Source organism: Micromonospora sp. DT233, assembly GCF_049841815.1.
In the GTDB taxonomy this organism is placed as follows: domain Bacteria; phylum Actinomycetota; class Actinomycetes; order Mycobacteriales; family Micromonosporaceae; genus Micromonospora.
In genome coordinates this window covers 429,662-447,454 of the sequence record NZ_JBNCLB010000004.1, presented here as the reverse complement: position 1 = coordinate 447,454, position 17,793 = coordinate 429,662, and the positions used below count along the sequence as shown (strand labels likewise).

Annotated in this window: 17 protein-coding genes and 1 pseudogene; 8 read left to right on the top strand and 10 right to left on the bottom strand. The window is 75.0% G+C overall.

Annotated elements, in window-relative coordinates; genetic code table 11:
• Nucleotides 1–78: 78 nt before the first annotated feature.
• The 3 genes from ACLQ2V_RS13140 to ACLQ2V_RS13130 form a co-directional block, all read right to left on the bottom strand.
• Nucleotides 79–1,719 carry a prenyltransferase gene (locus ACLQ2V_RS13140; protein WP_425718838.1) on the bottom strand — a complete coding sequence of 547 codons (1,641 nt, stop codon included), beginning with the start codon at nt 1,717–1,719 and terminating at the stop codon, nt 79–81.
• 131 nt (nt 1,720–1,850) lie between these two features.
• Nucleotides 1,851–2,723: a terpene synthase family protein gene (locus tag ACLQ2V_RS13135; protein WP_425718837.1), complete on the bottom strand. Its 873-nt coding sequence runs from the start codon at nt 2,721–2,723 to the stop codon at nt 1,851–1,853.
• A 38-nt stretch (nt 2,724–2,761) separates the two neighbouring features.
• Nucleotides 2,762–4,099 carry a cytochrome P450 gene (locus ACLQ2V_RS13130; RefSeq protein ID WP_425718705.1) on the bottom strand — a complete coding sequence of 446 codons (1,338 nt, stop codon included), beginning with the start codon at nt 4,097–4,099 and terminating at the stop codon, nt 2,762–2,764.
• Nucleotides 4,100–4,571: 472 nt separating this feature from the next.
• Between ACLQ2V_RS13130 and ACLQ2V_RS13125 the strand changes: the two genes are divergently transcribed.
• Nucleotides 4,572–4,817: a DUF2630 family protein gene (locus tag ACLQ2V_RS13125; protein ID WP_425718704.1), complete on the top strand. Its 246-nt coding sequence runs from the start codon at nt 4,572–4,574 to the stop codon at nt 4,815–4,817.
• A 114-nt stretch (nt 4,818–4,931) separates the two neighbouring features.
• On the opposite strand, the pseudogene ACLQ2V_RS13120 reads toward ACLQ2V_RS13125, so the two are convergent.
• The 3 genes and pseudogenes from ACLQ2V_RS13120 to ACLQ2V_RS13110 form a co-directional block, all read right to left on the bottom strand.
• Nucleotides 4,932–5,135, bottom strand: a pseudogene (locus ACLQ2V_RS13120) (RIO-like kinase); the annotation flags it as partial.
• A gap of 4 nt (nt 5,136–5,139) precedes the next feature.
• Nucleotides 5,140–5,784 carry an HAD family hydrolase gene (locus ACLQ2V_RS13115; RefSeq protein WP_425718703.1) on the bottom strand — a complete coding sequence of 215 codons (645 nt, stop codon included), beginning with the start codon at nt 5,782–5,784 and terminating at the stop codon, nt 5,140–5,142.
• Nucleotides 5,785–5,848: 64 nt separating this feature from the next.
• Nucleotides 5,849–6,766 carry a carbon-nitrogen hydrolase family protein gene (locus ACLQ2V_RS13110; protein WP_425718702.1) on the bottom strand — a complete coding sequence of 306 codons (918 nt, stop codon included), beginning with the start codon at nt 6,764–6,766 and terminating at the stop codon, nt 5,849–5,851.
• 117 nt (nt 6,767–6,883) lie between these two features.
• Between ACLQ2V_RS13110 and ACLQ2V_RS13105 the strand changes: the two genes are divergently transcribed.
• The 6 genes from ACLQ2V_RS13105 to mug all read left to right on the top strand — a co-directional run bounded on the left by ACLQ2V_RS13105 (nt 6,884) and on the right by mug (nt 11,315).
• Nucleotides 6,884–7,456, top strand: a complete 573-nt coding sequence (locus ACLQ2V_RS13105) for a TetR/AcrR family transcriptional regulator (RefSeq protein WP_425718701.1) — start codon at nt 6,884–6,886, stop codon at nt 7,454–7,456.
• 98 nt (nt 7,457–7,554) lie between these two features.
• Nucleotides 7,555–8,475 carry a TIGR04222 domain-containing membrane protein gene (locus tag ACLQ2V_RS13100; protein WP_425718700.1) on the top strand — a complete coding sequence of 307 codons (921 nt, stop codon included), beginning with the start codon at nt 7,555–7,557 and terminating at the stop codon, nt 8,473–8,475.
• Complete coding sequence (locus tag ACLQ2V_RS13095) at nt 8,472–9,368, top strand: DUF692 family multinuclear iron-containing protein (protein ID WP_425718699.1); 897 nt, start codon at nt 8,472–8,474, stop codon at nt 9,366–9,368. Before ACLQ2V_RS13100 ends, ACLQ2V_RS13095 begins: the two co-directional genes overlap by 4 nt.
• A 107-nt stretch (nt 9,369–9,475) precedes the next feature.
• Nucleotides 9,476–9,910 (top strand): hypothetical protein, encoded by a 435-nt coding sequence (locus tag ACLQ2V_RS13090; protein WP_425718836.1) that lies wholly within the window; start codon nt 9,476–9,478, stop codon nt 9,908–9,910.
• A gap of 32 nt (nt 9,911–9,942) precedes the next feature.
• Nucleotides 9,943–10,704, top strand: coding sequence for an SDR family oxidoreductase (locus ACLQ2V_RS13085; protein WP_425718698.1), 762 nt, complete (start codon nt 9,943–9,945; stop codon nt 10,702–10,704).
• Between the two features lie 5 nt (nt 10,705–10,709).
• Nucleotides 10,710–11,315 carry a G/U mismatch-specific DNA glycosylase gene (gene mug, locus ACLQ2V_RS13080; protein ID WP_425718697.1) on the top strand — a complete coding sequence of 202 codons (606 nt, stop codon included), beginning with the start codon at nt 10,710–10,712 and terminating at the stop codon, nt 11,313–11,315.
• 41 nt (nt 11,316–11,356) lie between these two features.
• Here mug and ACLQ2V_RS13075 read toward each other — a convergent pair whose 3' ends face one another.
• The 4 genes from ACLQ2V_RS13075 to ACLQ2V_RS13060 form a co-directional block, all read right to left on the bottom strand.
• Entirely contained in the window at nt 11,357–13,336 is a 1,980-nt protein-coding gene (locus ACLQ2V_RS13075; protein WP_425718696.1) for an ABC transporter ATP-binding protein, read from the bottom strand.
• 212 nt (nt 13,337–13,548) lie between these two features.
• On the bottom strand, nt 13,549–14,316 hold the full coding sequence (locus tag ACLQ2V_RS13070; RefSeq protein WP_425718695.1) for an enoyl-CoA hydratase/isomerase family protein: 768 nt from the start codon (nt 14,314–14,316) through the stop codon (nt 13,549–13,551).
• A gap of 46 nt (nt 14,317–14,362) precedes the next feature.
• Nucleotides 14,363–14,590, bottom strand: a complete 228-nt coding sequence (locus tag ACLQ2V_RS13065; protein WP_007462679.1) for a helix-turn-helix domain-containing protein — start codon at nt 14,588–14,590, stop codon at nt 14,363–14,365.
• A gap of 374 nt (nt 14,591–14,964) precedes the next feature.
• Complete coding sequence (locus ACLQ2V_RS13060; protein WP_425718694.1) at nt 14,965–16,569, bottom strand: ABC-F family ATP-binding cassette domain-containing protein; 1,605 nt, start codon at nt 16,567–16,569, stop codon at nt 14,965–14,967.
• A gap of 246 nt (nt 16,570–16,815) precedes the next feature.
• Between ACLQ2V_RS13060 and ypfJ the strand changes: the two genes are divergently transcribed.
• Nucleotides 16,816–17,736, top strand: a complete 921-nt coding sequence (ypfJ, locus tag ACLQ2V_RS13055; RefSeq protein WP_425718693.1) for a KPN_02809 family neutral zinc metallopeptidase — start codon at nt 16,816–16,818, stop codon at nt 17,734–17,736.
• Nucleotides 17,737–17,793: the final 57 nt, after the last annotated feature.

The following is a 17,793-nucleotide window of genomic DNA, read 5'->3' as shown; positions in this document are numbered from 1 at the left end:
GTTCGAGAGGGTGCCGGAGCGCACGTGGCCGATACACCGTCGACCACGGGCGCACGCTAGCAGCGTCGGATTGTTCACTCAAGCGACACTGATCAGGGGGCTTGTCCGGATCGTGGCATCCTCTGTGGCGTCGCCGCCGAGGCGGGCGCGCAGGAGGTGCCGGGCGGCGCGAACCGCCGCGCGGACGATCACGTCCGGCCGGTACAGGTCCTTGTCGTGCCAGAGAGCGGGCTCGCCGTCGCGTCCCTCCATGGTGGCCAGGTAGCGCCGGGCACGGCCGAGCGCCGAGCGCACCCCGGCCGGCGCCGCGGGCCCGGCGGCGCAGAGGACCTGCACGGCGTACGCGGTCTCCTCGACCGTGCCGCCCCACCTGCCCCAGGAGCCGTCGGCGCGCTGCCCGGCCAGCACCCAGCCGGCCGCCCGAGCCACCGCCTGCGCGGCGCCTGCCCCTCGGCCGTAGCCGGCCAGGGCGAGCGTCGCGCAGCTCGTGGCGTAGTACGGCGAGGCGTGCCAGCGGTCGGACCACCGCCCGTCGGGTCGCTGCCGGTCGACGAGCCAGCCGGTGAGCCGAGGCACCACCTCGGTCAGCCGGGCGTCGGCCGGTGCCCGGTGCAGCCGGTGCCAGCCGAACGCGTCGAGCACGTGGGCGTTGGTGGTGACCGAGGCCCCGTCCTCCCCCCGCCAGGTGCAGAAGTGCTCGCCGGTGTCGTAGCCCCAGAGGCTCTCCGGGGCCACCGGGTGGCCGAGCCGGGCCAGCGCGTAGAGGGTCACCGCGGTGGTGTCGGCGTCGGCGGGCAGGCCCGGGGCGGTCGGCGTACCGGCGGGCCCGACCGTCGCCACGAGGCCGGCCAGCAGCCGGGGCGGGACGGGCAGCGCCATGCCCGCCCGGCTCATGGTGCTCAGCGCCCAGGCCCGCTCGAAGACGGCGATCCCGGTGGTGCAGGGCACCGGCCCGCCGTGCCGGCGGGCCGCTTCCTCCAGGTAGGAGACCGCCTCGGCTGCCCCGCAGTCGGGCCCGGCCCCCGGATCGGGCCGGCCGAGCCAGGCCGCGGTGGCCGCCGGGGAGGCCCCGACGGTGCCCGGCCCCACCGGGCGCACCCCGGCGGCGCGGTGGGCCGCCGGGCCGCCGACCTCCAGGGCATGCAGCAGCTTCTCGGGCAACGGCCCGCCGGCGGCCAGCAGCGCGCGGACCCGCTCCAGTCGGGTGCCGGCCATCCCGGACGGCAGCGGTAGCGCGGGGACGCCGAGGGGCGGCGTCAGGCCGGGCAGCGGGTCGCGGCGCAGCGCGTCGAGGTGCGCGTTGAGCGCGTCGACCAGCGCCGGGATGGTCAGGTCGGTGGCCGGCAGGTCGGGCAGCGGCGGCCCGGCCGGGGTGGTGAGCCGGGCGTGCAGGAAGCGCAGGCCGGCGTCGACGGCACCGGCCAGCCGCTCGGCGGCGCTCGCCTCGCCCCCGGCGGCGTCGCCCTCGCCCGGCCCGCCCGACCCGGCCGCGTCGCCCCGGCGTAGGGCGGTGAGCAGCGCCTCGGTGGCGCTCAGGGTCGGCACCAGGGCGTATCCCTGCGGCCCGCCCCACGCGCCGTCCGGGCCCTGGCTGGCCAGCAGGTACCCGATCCGCTCGGCGTGGTGGGTCAGCCATGGCGCGAGGGCGACCAGCCGGGCGGTCTCGTAGACCGACACGGAGGACTGCCCCGAGGCGGTGAGGGTCATCGCGGCGACCAGCTCGCGGGCGTCGGCCGCGGACTCCGGGTCGAGCCGCTCCCGCTGGACGGCGGCGGTGCCGGTGACCCGGTGCGACCGGGGGGCGCGACCGGCTCCCCCGCCGTCGCCGGTGCCCCGTCGGCGCACGGCCGTCACCGCTGGCCCCAGAAGTCCGTCGAGCGGTAGAAGCCGCTGCTGAAGCCGATCTGCCGGGCCAGGTACGCCGCCTGCAGCGAGCAGCTGCCGGCCAACGGGGCGAGCAGCTCGGTGCAGCGCTCGACCAGCTCGACGATGCGCTGGTCGACCTCGGCCCGGTCGGCGACGAGCAGCAGGGCGTTGAGGTCACCCCATTCGAGGTCCCGCTCGTGGGTGGCCAGGTCGTTGACCAGCCGCAACACCCGTTGCACCTCGTCGCTGGCCGGGACGAGGCGATCGAGGTGCCGGTGGGTCTCGGCGTCGCCGGTCCAGATCCAGTGCGTCACGTTGACCACGGTGCAGGCGAGGTTGTCGGCGTTGTCGAGGTATTCGGCCAGACCCGGCAGCGGCGCGTCGTGCTGCTCCCGGGCCGTCTTCCAGTCCCACTCGCGGGCCATCGCGGTCACCGTCCGGCGTACCGCCGCCCGCCACTGCCCGCCCAGCTCGGCGAAGGCCGGCACGCCGGCCAACTCGTCGCGCAGCTCGGCGAAGAGGCGGCCGAGGGGGTCGTCGGCGTCCGGGCTGGCGCCATCGGCGATCGCGAGGGCACCGTCGAGCACCCGGTCGACGTCCGCCCGGCTCTTGGCCAGGTAGTCGATCTGCCAGTCCAGGGCGAAGCCCCACAGCACCGCCCGGTTCGTCAGCCGCAACTGCTCGGCGGTGCACCAGGGTGCCCCGAACGCGATGGCCATCGCGATGTTGCCCAGCAGCGCGCCGTCGAAGGGCGGGCCGGTGAAGAGGTCGGGGTGGCGGGCGACGTGCCGTTGCAGGTCCCGCTGTCCCTTCGCGGCGAGCGCGCAGATCCGGCCCTGTTCGGCGGCGGTGGACATCTGGTCGGGCAGCACCGCCGAGGGGCGGGTGGAGACGTTCACGCGGCGGCCACCTGGTGGGCGGGACGCAGTTCGATCTCCACGCGGTCCCGTGGGCGCAGCGCGACGGCGAGCACCGGGGCGGGCAGGTGCGGGCTGCGCACCCGCAGCCGGTAGCGGCTCAGCAGGTTGGCCACGATCAGTTGTGCCTCCAGGTAGAACAGGTGCGTGCCCAGGCACTGGTGCGGCCCGCCACCGAAGGGGAAGAACGCGTACCGGTGCCGGGCCCGGACCCGCTCCGGGGTGAACCGGTCGGGGTCGAAGACCTCGGGCTGCTCCCAGTGGCGCGACAGGCGCTGGGTGACCAGCGGGCTGATCAGCACCGTCGCCCCGGCTTCCAGCTCCACCTCGCCGAGGCGGACCGGGCGGATCACCTGCCGGGGCAGCAGCCAGCCCACCGGGTAGAGCCGGATCAGCTCGTCGAGCACCATCCGGGTGTAGCGCAGCCTCGGCAGGTGCTCCGGGCCGACGGGGCCGTGCCCCACCACCTCGTCAATCTCCTGCTGAAGCCGGGCGGCGACCTCGGGCGCGCGTTCCAGGTGCGGCCAGAGCCAGGTCAGCACGTTGATGGTCGTCTCGGTGGTGACCGCGACCATCGCGACGGTGTCGTTGCGGACCTGCAGCTCGTCCACCGGCCGCCCGTCGTGCGTGGTGCCCCGCCAGAGGGTGGAGATGACGTCGTCGCCGTGCGCGGCCGGGTCCCGGACCGACCGGACGATCGGCACCAGCACCTCGTCGATCTGCCGGACGGCGTTGCGGAAGGTCCGGTCGCCCGGCATGGGCAGCGACAGCGGAACGAACGGCACCAGCACCCGGGGGATGACCGAGGTGGCGATGGCCTCCTGGGCCTCGATGACGCGCAGCGCGTCGGCGTTCGAGATCCGGTCGGCGAAGAATGCCTTCATGATCGCTCGGCAGACGATCCGGGCCTGCTCGGCGCCGATGTCCACCGGCTGGCCGCTGCGGGCGGCGACGTCCAGCTCGGCGACCGCGCCGGCGATCGTCTCGGCGATCCCGCCCATCATCGCGTCGACCCGCCGGGCGGTGAAGAGCGGCTGGAGGATGCGCCGGCTGTCGGACCACACCGGACCGTCGCCGAGGATGCCGTCGCCGAAGAGCCGGCGCAGCGGCCCCCAGAACGGCCCGTCGCCGGCCCGGCCGAAGTTGTCGGCCCGGTCCCCGAGCACCTGCTGCACGTGGGCGGGATCGGTCACCAGGTAGGGGCGGAACGACCCGAGGTTGAGTCGGACGATCTGGCCGTCGGCCTGCTCGCCGAAGTTGATCAGGGCCCGGGCCGGGTCGCGGGCGAGGGCCGGCAGCACCTGCCAGGGCGGCACGGTTCTGGCTCGCCGGGGCCGGGTCGAAGTGGTCAGTGGGGTTACCACGGGTGGTTGAGCTCCCCTTATCGACAGTGCGTCGTCAGACGACTGTGCAAAGTCACGTTCCGCCCGAGCATGCCACCGAGCAGGTCAACTTCTCCAGAGGGAAGCGGAGAAATTTTCGCGGACGAAATTTCCCAATTCCACAAGGGATGTCACGCGAGCCCTGGACCAGCGAAAATTTCACCGGCGGCGCGGACGGCACCGATCGACCGGTGACCGGGCCCGGCGTCGGACCGGAGCACCCCGCCGCCGCCGGCACCCCCGCCACCGGCCGCACCGCCCCCTCGGCGTCGACGCCGCCCTGGTCACGGTGCGTGAGCTCCCCGGGGGGGCGGTGCCGGGGAGCTCGGACGGCCGGTGCCGCCGGACGACCGGCTGGTGGCGGAGAACCGGGCGCGCGGCGGGCCGCTGTGCCAGGCTCAGGGGCATGGACGACAAGACCATCCTGAACCGGATCTCCGAGTTGGTCGATGAGGAGCACCGGCTCCGGTCGACCGCCCAGGCCCACGAGTCGGGCACCGAGGACGAGCGGGACCGGCTGCGCGCGCTGGAGGAGTCCCTGGACCAGTGCTGGGACCTGCTGCGTCGGCGGCGGGCCGCGCGGCAGGCCCACGGCGACCCCGACGCCCAGGGCGAGCGCCCCACGCCGGCGGTGGAGCGCTACCTGCAGTAGGCCGGCGTCTTCGGCGGGCCGGGGCCGTCGGGGCGGGCGACGGCGTCGTCCGCCCCCGACGGCCGGCTCAGCCCAGGCCCGCCTCGCGCAGGAGCAGCGCGGTCAGGGCCTGCGGGTCGGTCCGGCCATCGCCCGGTTCTCCCGGGAGCGGCGCACCCGCCGCCCCTCCAGGTAACCGGCGTCGCGGTGGAAGAGCCGGTGCTGGGCGTCGCGGTAGCGCCTGACCGCCAGCAGGCAGGACCGGCCGGTGCCGGGCACCCCCCGGCGGACCAGGTGGACGTCGGCCTCCTTCCCCGCCCCCGGGCCCGGACGGGGGCCCGGTTCAGGCCGCGAGCACCGCGGCGACGGCCGCGATCACGCCGTCGACCGTGCGGGTCGGAGCCAGCCGGGGATCCGTCCAGGTCCGGCCCCGGTGCAGCCAGACGCTGGGCAGCCCCACCGCCGCCGCCCCGCCGATGTCCGTCTCCGGGCAGTCCCCCACCACCCACGCCCCGTGCAGCGGCATCCGGACCCGCCGGGCGGCCAGCGCGAAGATCCGCGGGTCGGGCTTGCCGAACCCGGCCTCCTCGGAGATCACCCAGTCGGCGAGATAGCTGTTCAGGCCGGTGCGGCGGATCCGGGCGTCCTCCTGACGCACGATGCCGTTGGTGACCACCACCGGCACCCAGCCGGCGTCGTCGGCGATCCGCAGCGCGCAGGCCACCAGCGGGTCGAGCCGGCTCTGGGTCAGCACGGCGTCGTGCAGTTCCTCGACCAGGTCGAGCGAGGAGATCAGCAGCCCGTACCGCTCGCGGATCGCGTCCGCCACGTCCCAGCGGTCGCTGCGCCCGTCGGCGTCGATGGCCAGCAGCCAGTCGATGTCGGCGGCCTGGGCCCCGATGCCGGCCAGGAAGCGCTCGCCCCAGGCGCGGAACGGGCCGGCCCGGTCGAGCAGGGTGTCGTCCAGGTCCAGGAGGAGCAACGGCACTCGGCCACCTTAGGGGAGACGGGCCGCCGGCCGACAGAGCCGGCCGGCTGGGGACCTCGGGACGTCAACCCCGCAGCGACGCGCGGGGCGCCCCGGCATCGGCGGGGCGGTCGGCCAGCATCGAGTGCGCCGCGCGGGTGGCCGCGAGCACCGCCGGGTCGAGGACGGCCACCAGCACGTCCTCGCCGGTCTCCGCGCCCCGGGCCAACGGCCGGCCCTGCGGGTCGTAGATCGCCGCGCCGCCGTTGAACCGCCACGGATCCGCGCCGTCGACGGCGTTGGCGAAGACCACGAACATCGTGTTGTCCAGCGCGCGGGCCGCGTAGTAGAGGTCCCGTCGGTGGGCGGAGCCGGTGAGGTAGCCGCTCGGGCAGAGGTACCCGTGCGCCCCGTCGGCGGCGGCGGCCCGGCCGTGCTCGGGAAAGCAGCCGTCGTAGCAGACCCCGAGGCCGAAGCGCCAGTCGTCCACCAGCAGGGTCGCCCCGCGCCGGCCGGGCTGGAACAGCTCGCGCTCGTCGGCCCAGAGCTGCTGCTTGTCGTACGCCGCGTGGGCCTCGCCGGCCCGGTCGACGACCAGGGCGGAGATGGTCCGCCGGCCGTCCGGGTGCCGCAGCGCCGCCCCGACCACCACGACCGCCGCGCCGTCGTGGGCGGCGGCGCGCAGCGGGTCGAGCCGGGCGTCGGCCACGGTCCCGTCCCCGGCCACCGCGAGGTCGGTGCCGGCCGGATCGGCCGCCAGCGTCGGCAGGTGGTACGCGGGCAGGAACAGCTCCGGCAGCACCACCACCCGCGCGCCCTCGGCGACGCCGCGACCGGTGAGGCGGGCGGCGGCGCGTGCGTTGCCGGCGACGTCACCGGGCACGGGGTCGGCCTGTACCGCCGCCACGGTCAGCGCCGCGGCGGGGATGGCATCGGTGGCGGCGACGGCTGGGCGGGGGGCGACGGCGGTGCCGGGGGTGCCCGGTGGGGCGGGGGGTGTCACCGGCTGATCGTAGCCGCCCGGTCGGCGGCGCGACCTGGCCAACGGCGACCGCGCCGACGCCACCTCAAGCCGTACGTACGGTTTGCACGGTGTCCGGGCACCTGACACGATCGTGACGTGCCCAGAGTAAGCCAGGACCAGCTCGACGCCCGCAGGCAGGAGATCCTCGCCGCGGCGCGGGGGTGTTTCGCCCGCCACGGGTACGAGGGCGCCACGGTGCGGCGGCTGGAGGAGGCGACCGGGCTCTCCCGGGGCGCCATCTTCCACCACTTCCGGGACAAGGACTCGCTCTTCCTCGCCGTGGCCGAGGACGACGCGGCGACGATGGTGGAGACGGTCGCCCGCAACGGCCTGGTCCAGGTGATGCGGGACCTGCTGGCCCGCGCCGTCTCACCCGACACCACCGGCTGGCTGGGCAGCCAGTTGGAGGTCTCCCGGCGGCTGCGCACCGACCCGGCGTTCGCCCGCCGCTGGGCCGAACGCTCCGCCGCCATCGCCGAGGCCACCCGGGAGCGGCTGGCCCGGCAGCGGGAGGCCGGCGTGCTCCGCGAGGACGTCTCGATCGACGTGCTGGCCCAGTTCCTGGAGCTCGCCTACGACGGGCTGGTGCTGCACCTGGCGATGGGCCGCCCGGCCGGCGACCTGGGGCGGGTGCTCGACCTGGTCGAGGAGGCCGTGCGCCGCCCCTGAGCAGCGCGCCCGGCCCTTGGCGGGGGCCCGATTCGGCCGTTGCGGGGCTGCTCCACAATGGCAGCTGCACGGTCTCCCCCGCCGACAGGAGCAGCAGCATGATCGTCCTCGCGGCACCCGGCGACACCTGGGGCGTGCCCAGCCGCACCTTCCTCGCGCTCTACCTGGCAGCGGCCCTCGTGATCGTCGTCGGCGCGCTCGTCCACCGCCGCCGCCTGTTCTCCGGGCCGCCGGTCGCCGACGTCGGCCAGCTCGGCCCGCAGCAGGTGGCCTTCCTCAACGGCGGCGAGCAGCTCGCGATCTGGACCGCGCTGGGCGGGCTGCGCGGCACCGGCGTGGTCGGGGTGCGCTCCGACCGGCGGCTGGCCACCGGCGGTCCCCTGCCGTCCGGGTGCACCCCGCTGGACTACGCGATCCACCACGCCGCCCACCGCAACCGGTACGCCCGCGAGCTGCGCCGCGACGAGCAGGTGCGGCGGGCCGTCGAACAACTGCGCGAGGGTCTCGAACGGCAGGGTCTGGTGGTCGGCGCGAAGGGCCGCAGCGCCGCGCGGCGCGCGTCGATCGTGCTGGCCCTGCTGGCCGTGCTCGGCGTGTTCCGGACCACCGCCGGGCTCTCCAACGACCGGCCGGTGGCGTACCTGATCCTGCTGCTCTTCCCCGTGGTCCTGGCGGCCGTGCTGCTGCGCCGGGTGCCCCGGCGGACCCGGGCCGCCGACGCGGCGCTGCGCGACCTGCGCCGGCGCAACGCCCACCTCGCCCCGACCTCGGCCCCGGCGTTCGCCACCTACGGCGCGGCCGGCGCGGCGATGGGGGTCGCCCTGTTCGGCACCGCCTCGCTCTGGGCGATGGATCCGGGCTTCGCCGAGCAGGCCGAGATCCAGCGGCAGGCGCTGACCGGTTCCGGATACGCCTCCGGCGGCGGCAGCGGTTGCGGCGGCGCCAGCTCGTGCAGCGGCGGGAGCTCGTCGTGCAGCGGCGGCAGCTCCTGCGGTGGCGGTGGCGGGTGCGGCGGATGACCGCCCCGGGGGGCCAGGACCCGACCGGCCCGGTGGGCGTCCGCCCCGTCGGCCGGCCCGGCGTCGCCGCCGACGGGGCGGGGCCCACGGGTGTCGGCATCGGGTGGCGGCCGGAGATCGCCGGCTTCGTCGCCGAGCTGCCCGGGCTGCGCTTCGTCGAGGTGGTGGCCGAGGCGGTCGCCACGGCGGGGCCACCGCCGGCTGGGCTCGCCGAGCTGGCCGAACGGGGCGTGACGGTCGTACCGCACGGGGTGCGGCTCTCCCTCGGCGGCGCGGAGCCGGTCGACCCGGCCCGGGTGGCCCACCTGGCGGGGGTGGCCGAGCTCGTCGGTGCGCCGCTGGTCAGCGAGCACATCGCGTTCGTCCGGGCCGGCGGGCTGGAGGCCGGGCACCTGCTGCCGCTGCCGCGCAGCCGCGAGGCCGTCGCCGCGGTCGTCGCGAACGTGCGCCGCACCCAGGCCGAGCTGCCGGTGCCGATCGCGCTGGAGCCCGTCGCGGCGCTCTTCGACTGGCCCGACGACGAGCTCGACGAGGCGGCCTTCCTCACCGAGATCCTCGGCGCCACCGGCGCGCTGCTGCTGCTGGATATCGCCAACGTGTACGCCAACGCCCGCAACCGGGGCACCGACCCCCTCGACCTGCTGGACCGGCTGCCGCTGGAGCGCGTCGCCTACGCGCACGTCGCCGGGGGCGCCGAGCAGGGCGGCTTCTACCACGACACACACACCGACCCGGTGCCGCCGGCCGTGCTCGACCTGATCGGCGCGCTCTGCGCCCGGCACCGCCCGCCGGCGCTGCTGCTGGAACGCGACGGCGACTGGCCGCCCGCGCCCCACCTGCGCGCCGAGCTGGACGCGATCGCCCGCGCCTGCGGGTACCCGGTGGTGACGTGAGCGCCGCGCCGCCGGGGGCGGAGGCCGGTGCTGCCGGTGGCGGCGGCCCGGCCCGCGACGCCGGCCCGGCCGGCGAGGATGCGGTCGGCGGCGGGGCGGCCGGCGGCCTGGCGGCCCGGCAGGCGGCGTTGGTGGCGACGCTGGTCGCCGGTGCGCCGGTGCCGCCCGGCTTCGCGCCGGCCCCGGTCGACGCCGCGCGCCGCGCCCTGCTGCGCAAGCGGGCCGGCGACGTGGCCCGGCACTGGCCGCTGCTGGCCGCCGGCCTGGGCCCGGCCTGGCCGGCCACCTTCGCCGGCTGGGCGGCCGGCCGGCCCAGCAACGGCTCGCTGCGCGACGGCTGGGACCTGGCCCGCGAGCTGCGCGGGCGCGGCGGGCTGCCCACGCTGGGCGCGGAGGAGCTGGCCGGCCGGGAGGCCGCCGCCCGCTACGACGGCAAGGGCGCGCCCCGGCCGCGTCGGCTGCCGGCCCTGGCCCGCGTCGGCGGCACCGTCGCGGTGCAGCTCGCCGGCCGGGTACGCCTGCTGCGCCCGGCCCGCCGTTAGCGGCCTGCCCGGCCGTACGGCAGGATCGGCGCATGGATCTGGGACTCACCGACCGGGTGTACGTGCTGACCGGCGCCTCGCGCGGGCTGGGCTTCGCCACCGCCGAATGCCTCGTCGCCGACGGGGCCCGGGTGGTCGTGGCCGCCCGGGCCCCGGAGCGGGTGGCCGAGGCGGTCCAGCGCCTCGGCGGCCCGGACCGGGCGATCGGGCTGGCCGCCGACCTGGCCGATCCGGCCACCCCGCAGCGGCTGGTCGTGGCGGCCCGGGAACACTTCGGCCGGCTCGACGGCGCGCTGGTCTCGGTCGGCGGGCCGCCGCAGGGCAGCGCCGCCGGGGTCAGCGACGCGCAGTGGCGGGAGTCCTTCGAGACCGTCTTCCTGGGCACCGTCCGCACCGCCCGGACGGTCGCCGCCGAGCTGACCGACGGCGGCGCGATCGGGCTGGTCCTCTCCAGCTCGGTACGCGGCCCGCTGGCCGGGCTGGGCATCTCCAACGGCCTGCGCCCCGGCCTGGCCGGGGTGGCCAAGGACATGGCCGACGAGTACGGCCCCCGGGGCGTGCGGGTGGTCGGCCTGCTGCCGGGGCGGATCATGACCGACCGCAACCGTGAGCTGATGGCCGCCTCCGGCGACGCCGACCGGGCCCGCGCCGAGGTGGAGGCCGCCATCCCGCTGCGCCGCATCGGTGACCCGGCGGAGTTCGGCCGGGTCGCCGCGTTCGTCCTCTCCCCCGCCGCCGGCTACCTGACCGGGATCACCCTCCCGGTCGACGGCGGCGCGCTGCGCGGGCTGTGACCCCGATGAGCGGCCGCCCGAACGGCACGGTGGGCGCACCGGCAGGCGCGGCGCGGGATCGGCGGCCCACCCGGGAGGAGTTGGCCGCCGCCGCGGACCGGACCCTCGCCGATGTCATCGCACCCGGGTTGCACGTGCTCTTCGTCGGCATCAACCCCGGCCTCTGGTCGGCGGCGACAGGCTGGCACTTCGCCCGGCCGGGCAACCGCTTCTGGCCGGCCCTGCACCGGGGCGGCTTCACCCCGCGCCAGTTGCACCCGAGCGAGCAGGACACGCTGCCCGGCTACGGGCTGGGGATCACCAACATGGTGGCGCGGGCCAGCGCCCGCGCCGACGAGCTGACCGCCGACGAGCTGGTCGACGGCGCGGCGATCCTCACCGACAAGGTGCGGTCGTACCGGCCCGCCTGGGTGGCGGTGGTCGGGGTGACCGCGTACCGGATCGGGTTCGGCCGGCCGAAGGCGACCTTCGGCCCGCAGCCGGAGCTGCTGGGCGACGCCCGGCTCTGGGTGCTGCCCAACCCGAGCGGGCTGAACGCCCACTTCACGCCGCAGACGCTGGGCGCGGCGTTCGGAGAGCTGCGCGCGGTGGCCGGTCCGGGGCCGGGCTGACCGCGCCCCGCACCGGTTCAGCCGGCGCTACCGTCGGGCCCTCAGTTGGCGGCGGCCGGGGGTAGCGCCTCGTCGGGGACGTACCCGGCCATCGGCACGTTGATCAGCGTCTCGGGGCCGGTCGCGTCGACGTACGGGGCGGGCGAGTCGGCCACCGCGAACTGGGTGCGGTACAGCTCGGCGTAGAGCCCGCCGACGGCGACCAGCTCGTCGTGGCGGCCCCGCTCGACGATCCGCCCCTGGTCGAGCACGAGGATCTGGTCGGCGTCGCGGACCGTGGAGAGCCGGTGCGCGATCACCAGCGCCGTACGCCCCGTCAACGCCACCGACAGGGCCCGCTGCACCGCCGCCTCGCTCTCCGAGTCCAGGTGTGCGGTCGCCTCGTCGAGGATCACGATCGACGGGGCCTTGAGCAGCAGCCGGGCGATGGCGATGCGCTGCTTCTCGCCGCCGGAGAAGCGGTATCCCCGCTCGCCGACGGTGGTCTCCAGCCCGTCCGGCAGCGACCGGACCAGGTCGGCGACCTGCGCGCCCGCGAGGGCGGCCCAGATCTCGTCGTCGGTGGCGTCCGGCCGGGCGTAGCGCAGGTTCTCGGCGATCGTCTCGTGGAAGAGGTGGGAGTCCTGGGTGACCACGCCGATCTCGTCGCGCAGCGAGGCGAGCGTGGCGTCACGGACATCGACGCCGCCGACCAGCACCTGGCCGTCGGTGACGTCGTAGACCCGGGGAATGAGCATGGACAGGGTGGACTTGCCCGCGCCGGAGGGGCCGACCAGGGCGATCATCTGCCCCGGCTCGACGCTGAACGACACCCCCCGCAGCACCGGCTCGTTGACGGTGCGGTCCAGGGTGGTGACCTCCTCCAGGGAGGCCAGCGACACCTCGGAGGCGGCCGGGTAGCGGAACCGCACGCCGCGGAACTCCACCCGCCCGTTGCCCCGGGGCACGGGCACCGCGTCGGGCCGCTCCTCGATGCCGGGGCGCAGGTCGAGCACCTCGAAGACCCGGTCGAAGGAGACCAGGGCGCTCATCACGTCGACCCGGACGTTGGAGAGCGCGGTCAGCGGGCCGTAGAGCCGGGTGAGCAGCAGCGCCAGGGTCACCACGGTGCCGGGGCTGACGTTGCCGGTGACCGCGAGCCAGCCGCCGAGACCGTAGGTGAGCGCCTGGGCCAGCGACGCGACGAGCAGCATCGCCACGAAGAACGTCCGCGAGTACATCGCCGACTGGATGCCGATGTCGCGGACCCGCTCGGCCCGGCCGGCGAACCGGCGGGCCTCCACCTCGGGGGCGCCGAAGAGCTTGACCAGCAGCGCGCCGGACACCCCGAACCGCTCGGTCATGGTCGTGTTCATGCTGGCGTTGAGGTTGTACGACTCGCGGGTGATCTCGGCCAGCCGCCGGCCGACCCGCCGGGCCGGGACGATGAAGATCGGCAGCAGGATCAGCGACAGCACGGTGATCTGCCAGGAGAGGGTGAGCATCACCGCGGCGGTGAGCACCAGCTGGATGACGTTGCTGACCACCCCGGAGAGGGTGGAGGTGAACGCCCGCTGGGCCCCCATCACGTCGTTGTTGAGCCGGCTGACCAGCGCCCCGGTCTGGGTGCGGGTGAAGAACTGCAACGGCATCCGCTGCACGTGGTCGTAGACCCGGGTGCGCAGGTCGAGGATGATCCCCTCGCCGATGCGCGCCGAGTACCACCGTTGGGCCAGGGAGAACAGCGCGTCGGCGACGGCGAGCGCGGCGATGATGAAGGCGATGCGGACCACGGTCGTGCCGGCCTCGGCGCCGCCCCGGCTGATCGCGTTGATCACGTCACCGGCCAGCACCGGGGTGGCGACGCCGATCACCGCAGCGATCACCACGGTGACCAGGAAGACGATGATGTCGCGCCGGTAGGGCCGGGCGAACTCGACGATCCGTCGGGCGGTGCCGCGCTTGAGCCGGTGGTCGGAGATCTCGTCCCGGCTGCGCATCGATCGGATCATGTGCCAGCCCGCCATGCCACCGTCGGACATCTCGCGTCACCTCCGGGTCGGGTCGTGGGCGGCCTCGTGCCGTCGAATCGATTCTCCAGACGGCTACGACAACCTCGGCCGCGACCCGGTTCTTCCCACGCCGGGCCGAAACCTGATCTTTCTCCGGTCGGCGGCACCGCCTGGCACCCACGACCGGGCCACGACACCGTACGCGCGGCCGGCCACCACGACGGGCCCGGCCGGCGGGGTGGCTACTCCCCCCGGCCGGCGAGGTCGCGCAGTCGGCGGGTCTGCGCCTCGCGCTCGGCCCGCTGCTGATCGGCGTGGGAGCGGTCGCCGGCGCCGGCCAGCAGCGCCTTGATCTCCACCACCGCGTCGCGGTCGTTGGCCAGCAGGCCGGCGGTCAGGTCCCGCACGGCGGCGTCCAGCTCTCCGGTGGGCACCACCAGCGTGGCCAGGCCGAGCCGGTCGGCCTCGGCGGCGTCCATCCGGCGGCCGGTGGCGCAGATCTCCAGCGCGCGGGCGTAGCCGACCAGCTCGACCAGGCGCTTGGTGCCGGCCAGGTCGGGGACCAGGCCGAGGGTCACCTCGGCCATGGAGAGCCGGGCGTCGGCGGCCAGCACCCGCAGGTCACAGGCGAGCGCGAGCTGGAAGCCGGCGCCGATGGCGTGCCCCTGGACGGCGGCCACCGAGACGACGTCCGGCCGGTGCAGCCAGGTGAAGGCCTGCTGGAACTGCGCGATCCGGTCGGCGCACTCCTGCTCGGGCAGGGCGGCCAGCTCCGCGAACGAGCCGGGGCCGGTGGACCCGGCGACCGCCAGGTCGAGGCCGGCGGAGAACGCCCGCCCCTCGCCGCGCACGACGACGACCCGTACGTCGCCCGGCAGGTCGCGGGAGAAGTCGGTCAGCGCGCGCCACATCGCCGGGGTCTGGGCGTTGAGCACGTCGGGCCGGCACAACGTGACCGTCGCGACCGGCCCGTCGCAGTCGAGTCGCACCCCGACCGGATCGGGGCTCACCGGGCGGCCCGGGGAACGGCGCTGGTGGACGACCTGGGTGGGCGGGTCACGCCTTCTTGCGACGCCGCGCGCCGCCGCGTTGACGCAGTTGCACGCCGGACTCGGTGAGCACCCGGTGGATGAACCCGTAGGATCGCCCGGTGGAGGCGGCGAGCGCGCGGATGCTCTCCCCGGAGGTGTACCGCTTTACCAGGTCCTTGGCGAGCGTCTGACGCTCGGCTCCGACGATCCGGCGACCCTTCTCAGTGCTGGTGGCTGTGCCGGTGGCTGCCATAGCTGATTCCTCACGTCCCAGACTGTGCGGTTCGGATACGGTCCCACCTATTAGACCGCCTCGAACGATCATGCGCCAGATATCAACTATTCGCCAACCGACACGCTACGCAGTGTCGGCTACCCGATAGGGTGACCGAGGCGGCCGGGGGCCGACCGGTCGGGGCGACGGCGGCGGGCGGTCCGGGCACGATGATCGTACTCTCGCTCGCCTGACCGGCCGGATCACCGCCACCGGCCCGGCGGCCCCGCACGGCCCCGGCGCCGGGGCCGACCCGGCGCGACGCGCGGACGGGGAGTGACGATGCTCCGCGTAAGGCGCAAAAACTGACATCGCATTGTCACGCCTACGGGACGGTGCGCGCCGCCCGGAAATCAGGCCAGCTCGACCAGCTCGAGCAGGTCGTCGCTCCAGGCGTCCTCGTCGCCGTCGGGGAGCAGGATCGCCCGGTCCGGCTTGAGCGCCAGCACCGCCCCCGGGTCGTGGGTGACCAGCACGATCGCCCCCGGGTAGTTGGCGATGGCGTCGAGGACCTGCTCCCGGCTGACCGGGTCGAGGTTGTTCGTCGGCTCGTCGAGCAGCAGCACGTTCGCGCCGGAGCAGACCAGGGTGGAGAGCGCCAGCCGGGTCTTCTCCCCGCCGGAGAGCACCCCGGCCGGCTTGTCCACGTCCTCGCCGGAGAAGAGGAACGCGCCGAGGATCTTGCGCAGCTCGGTGTCGGTCTGCTCGGTCGAGGCGGCGCGCATGTTCTCCAGCACCGTCCGGTTCACGTCCAGCGTCTCGTGCTCCTGGGCGTAGTAGCCCAGCCGCAGCCCGTGCCCGGGGCGCACCTCGCCGGTGTCCGGCGTGAGCAGGCCGCCGAGCATCCGCAGCAGGGTGGTCTTGCCCGCGCCGTTGAGGCCGAGGATGGCCACCCGGGAGCCCCGGTCGACCGCCACGTTGACGTCGGTGAAGATCTCCAACGAGCCGTACGACTTGGAGAGGCCGGCTGCGGTCAGCGGGGTCTTGCCGCACGGCGCGGGGCTCGGGAAGCGGACCTTGGCCACCTTGTCGGAGACCCGGACCTCCTCCAGCCCGGAGATCAGCTTCTCGGCCCGGCGGGCCATGTTCTGCGCGGCGACGGTCTTGGTGGCCTTGGCCCGCATCTTGTCGGCCTGGGCCATCAGCGCGCCGGCCTTCTTCTCGGCGTTGGCCCGCTCCCGGCGGCGGCGACGCTCGTCGGTCTCCCGCGCCTCCAGGTACGCCTTCCAGCCCAGGTTGTAGACGTCGACCACGGAGCGGGTGGCGTCGAGGAACCAGACCTTGTTGACCACCGACTCCAACAGCGCCCCGTCGTGGGAGATCACGATGAGGCCGCCCTTGTGGTTGGCGAGGAAGCCGCGCAGCCAGGTGATCGAGTCGGCGTCGAGGTGGTTGGTCGGCTCGTCGAGCAGCAGGATCCCGCCGCCGTTCTCCCCGGCGTCGCGGAACAGGATCCGGGCCAGCTCGATGCGGCGGCGCTGCCCGCCGGAGAGGGTGCCGATGGTCTGGGCCAGCGCCCGGTCGGGCAGCCCCAGGTTGGCGCAGATCCGGGCGGCCTCGGCCTCGGCCGCGTACCCGCCGAGGGAGGCGAACTGGTCCTCCAGCGCGCCGTAGCGGCGGACCAGCTTGTCGTTGACGCCCTCGGCGAGCTGGGCCTCGACCTGCTGCATCTGGGCCATCAGCACGTCCAGCCCCCGGGCGGAGAGCACCCGGTCGCGGCCGGTGACCTCCAGGTCGCCGGTGCGCGGGTCCTGCGGGAGGTAGCCGATGGCGCTGCGCCGGTCGATCTGGCCGCCGTACGGCTGCCCCTCCCCCGCCAGTACCTTCAGCGTGGTGGTCTTGCCGGCGCCGTTGCGGCCGACCAGGCCGATGCGGTCGCCGGGCTGCACCCGCAGGGTGGTGTCGGACAGCAGGATCCGGGCGCCGGCGCGCAACTCCAGGCCGGTGGCAGTGATCATGTCGCGGACTCGCTCTCGGGGTTTCTAGGAAGGCTGGCTCAGGGCACGCGAAAGCGCCGGCGGGTCGATGTTCCCGTCGGCGCGGGGCGGTTCAGCCTTCGCAGAGCAGCACGCGGCAAGTGTACCGGGCCGCGCCGCGCGCCCCCGCCGGATTACCGATCAAGATCATCGGGTACGGAGGCGGAAGTCCGGACCCGGTCCGGTGCCGCAACCGCCAGACGTGATGAATCGGTGATCGGGGTCAACATGGAGCTGAACGAGAACGCGCAGGTCGACACCAGCCAGGTGGACGACCGACGAGGGTCCGGCGGAGGTGGCGGGCTGGGCGGCATCCCCATCCCGATCGGCGGCGGGCGCGGCGGCCTGATCGGCATCGTCGTCGCCGTGCTGGTCGCCCTGGTCGGCGGCGGTTTCGGGCTGAACGCGGCCACCAACGGCGGCGACGAGTCCGGGTCCGGCGACAACACCTCGCTGGAACAGAAGTGCGCGGCCGACGACGCCCTCAAGCAGCTCGACTGCCGCAATGCGCTCTACGTCAACTCGATCCAGGCGTACTGGCGCACGGCGCTGCCGGAGAAGTTCGGCAACCAGTACCAGCCGTCCAAGACGGTCTTCTTCAGCCAGGGCGTCAACACCCGCTGCGGCCAGGCCGACTCCGGGGTCGGCCCGTTCTACTGCCCGGCCGACGACCAGGTCTACATCGACCTGACCTTCTACCAGATGCTCGCCGACCAGCTCGGCGCGAAGGGCGAGTTCGCCCAGCCGTACGTGCTGGCCCACGAGTACGGCCACCACGTGCAGGACCTCCTCGGCACCGAGGCGCAGATGCGCCGCCAGCAGCAGCGCGACCCGGACGACGCCAACGCCCTGTCGGTGAAGCTGGAGTTGCAGGCCGACTGCTACGCGGGCGCGTGGGCGCGCAACGCCACCGGCACCGCCGACGGCAAGGGTCAGAAGATCTTCACCAGCATCACCGAGCAGGACATCGCCCAGGCCATCGACGCCGCCGAGAAGATCGGCGACGACGCCATCCAGGAGCGCTCGGGCCGCCCGGTCAACCCCGACGAGTTCACCCACGGCACGTCCGCGCAGCGCAAGCAGTGGTTCACCAAGGGGTACGACACCGGCGACCCGAAGCAGTGCGACACCTTCGGCGGCGGCGCCTGAGCCGTACGCCCCCGGGGCGGCCGGAACAGATCCGGCCGCCCCGGGGTTCCCTCCGCA

Excerpts from the sequence above, each read along its gene's own strand:
- ACLQ2V_RS13135 (WP_425718837.1), bottom strand. The coding sequence starts at position 2,723 with ATGTCCACCGCCGCCGAACAGGGCCGGATCTGCGCGCTCGCCGCGAAG.
- ACLQ2V_RS13125 (WP_425718704.1), top strand. The coding sequence starts at position 4,572 with ATGGACGACAAGACCATCCTGAACCGGATCTCCGAGTTGGTCGATGAG.
- ACLQ2V_RS13100 (WP_425718700.1), top strand. The coding sequence starts at position 7,555 with ATGATCGTCCTCGCGGCACCCGGCGACACCTGGGGCGTGCCCAGCCGC.
- ACLQ2V_RS13095 (WP_425718699.1), top strand. The coding sequence starts at position 8,472 with ATGACCGCCCCGGGGGGCCAGGACCCGACCGGCCCGGTGGGCGTCCGC.
- ACLQ2V_RS13085 (WP_425718698.1), top strand. The coding sequence starts at position 9,943 with ATGGATCTGGGACTCACCGACCGGGTGTACGTGCTGACCGGCGCCTCG.
- mug (WP_425718697.1), top strand. The coding sequence starts at position 10,710 with ATGAGCGGCCGCCCGAACGGCACGGTGGGCGCACCGGCAGGCGCGGCG.
- ACLQ2V_RS13075 (WP_425718696.1), bottom strand. The coding sequence starts at position 13,336 with ATGTCCGACGGTGGCATGGCGGGCTGGCACATGATCCGATCGATGCGC.
- ACLQ2V_RS13065 (WP_007462679.1), bottom strand. The coding sequence starts at position 14,590 with ATGGCAGCCACCGGCACAGCCACCAGCACTGAGAAGGGTCGCCGGATC.
- ACLQ2V_RS13060 (WP_425718694.1), bottom strand. The coding sequence starts at position 16,569 with ATGATCACTGCCACCGGCCTGGAGTTGCGCGCCGGCGCCCGGATCCTG.
- ypfJ (WP_425718693.1), top strand. The coding sequence starts at position 16,816 with ATGGAGCTGAACGAGAACGCGCAGGTCGACACCAGCCAGGTGGACGAC.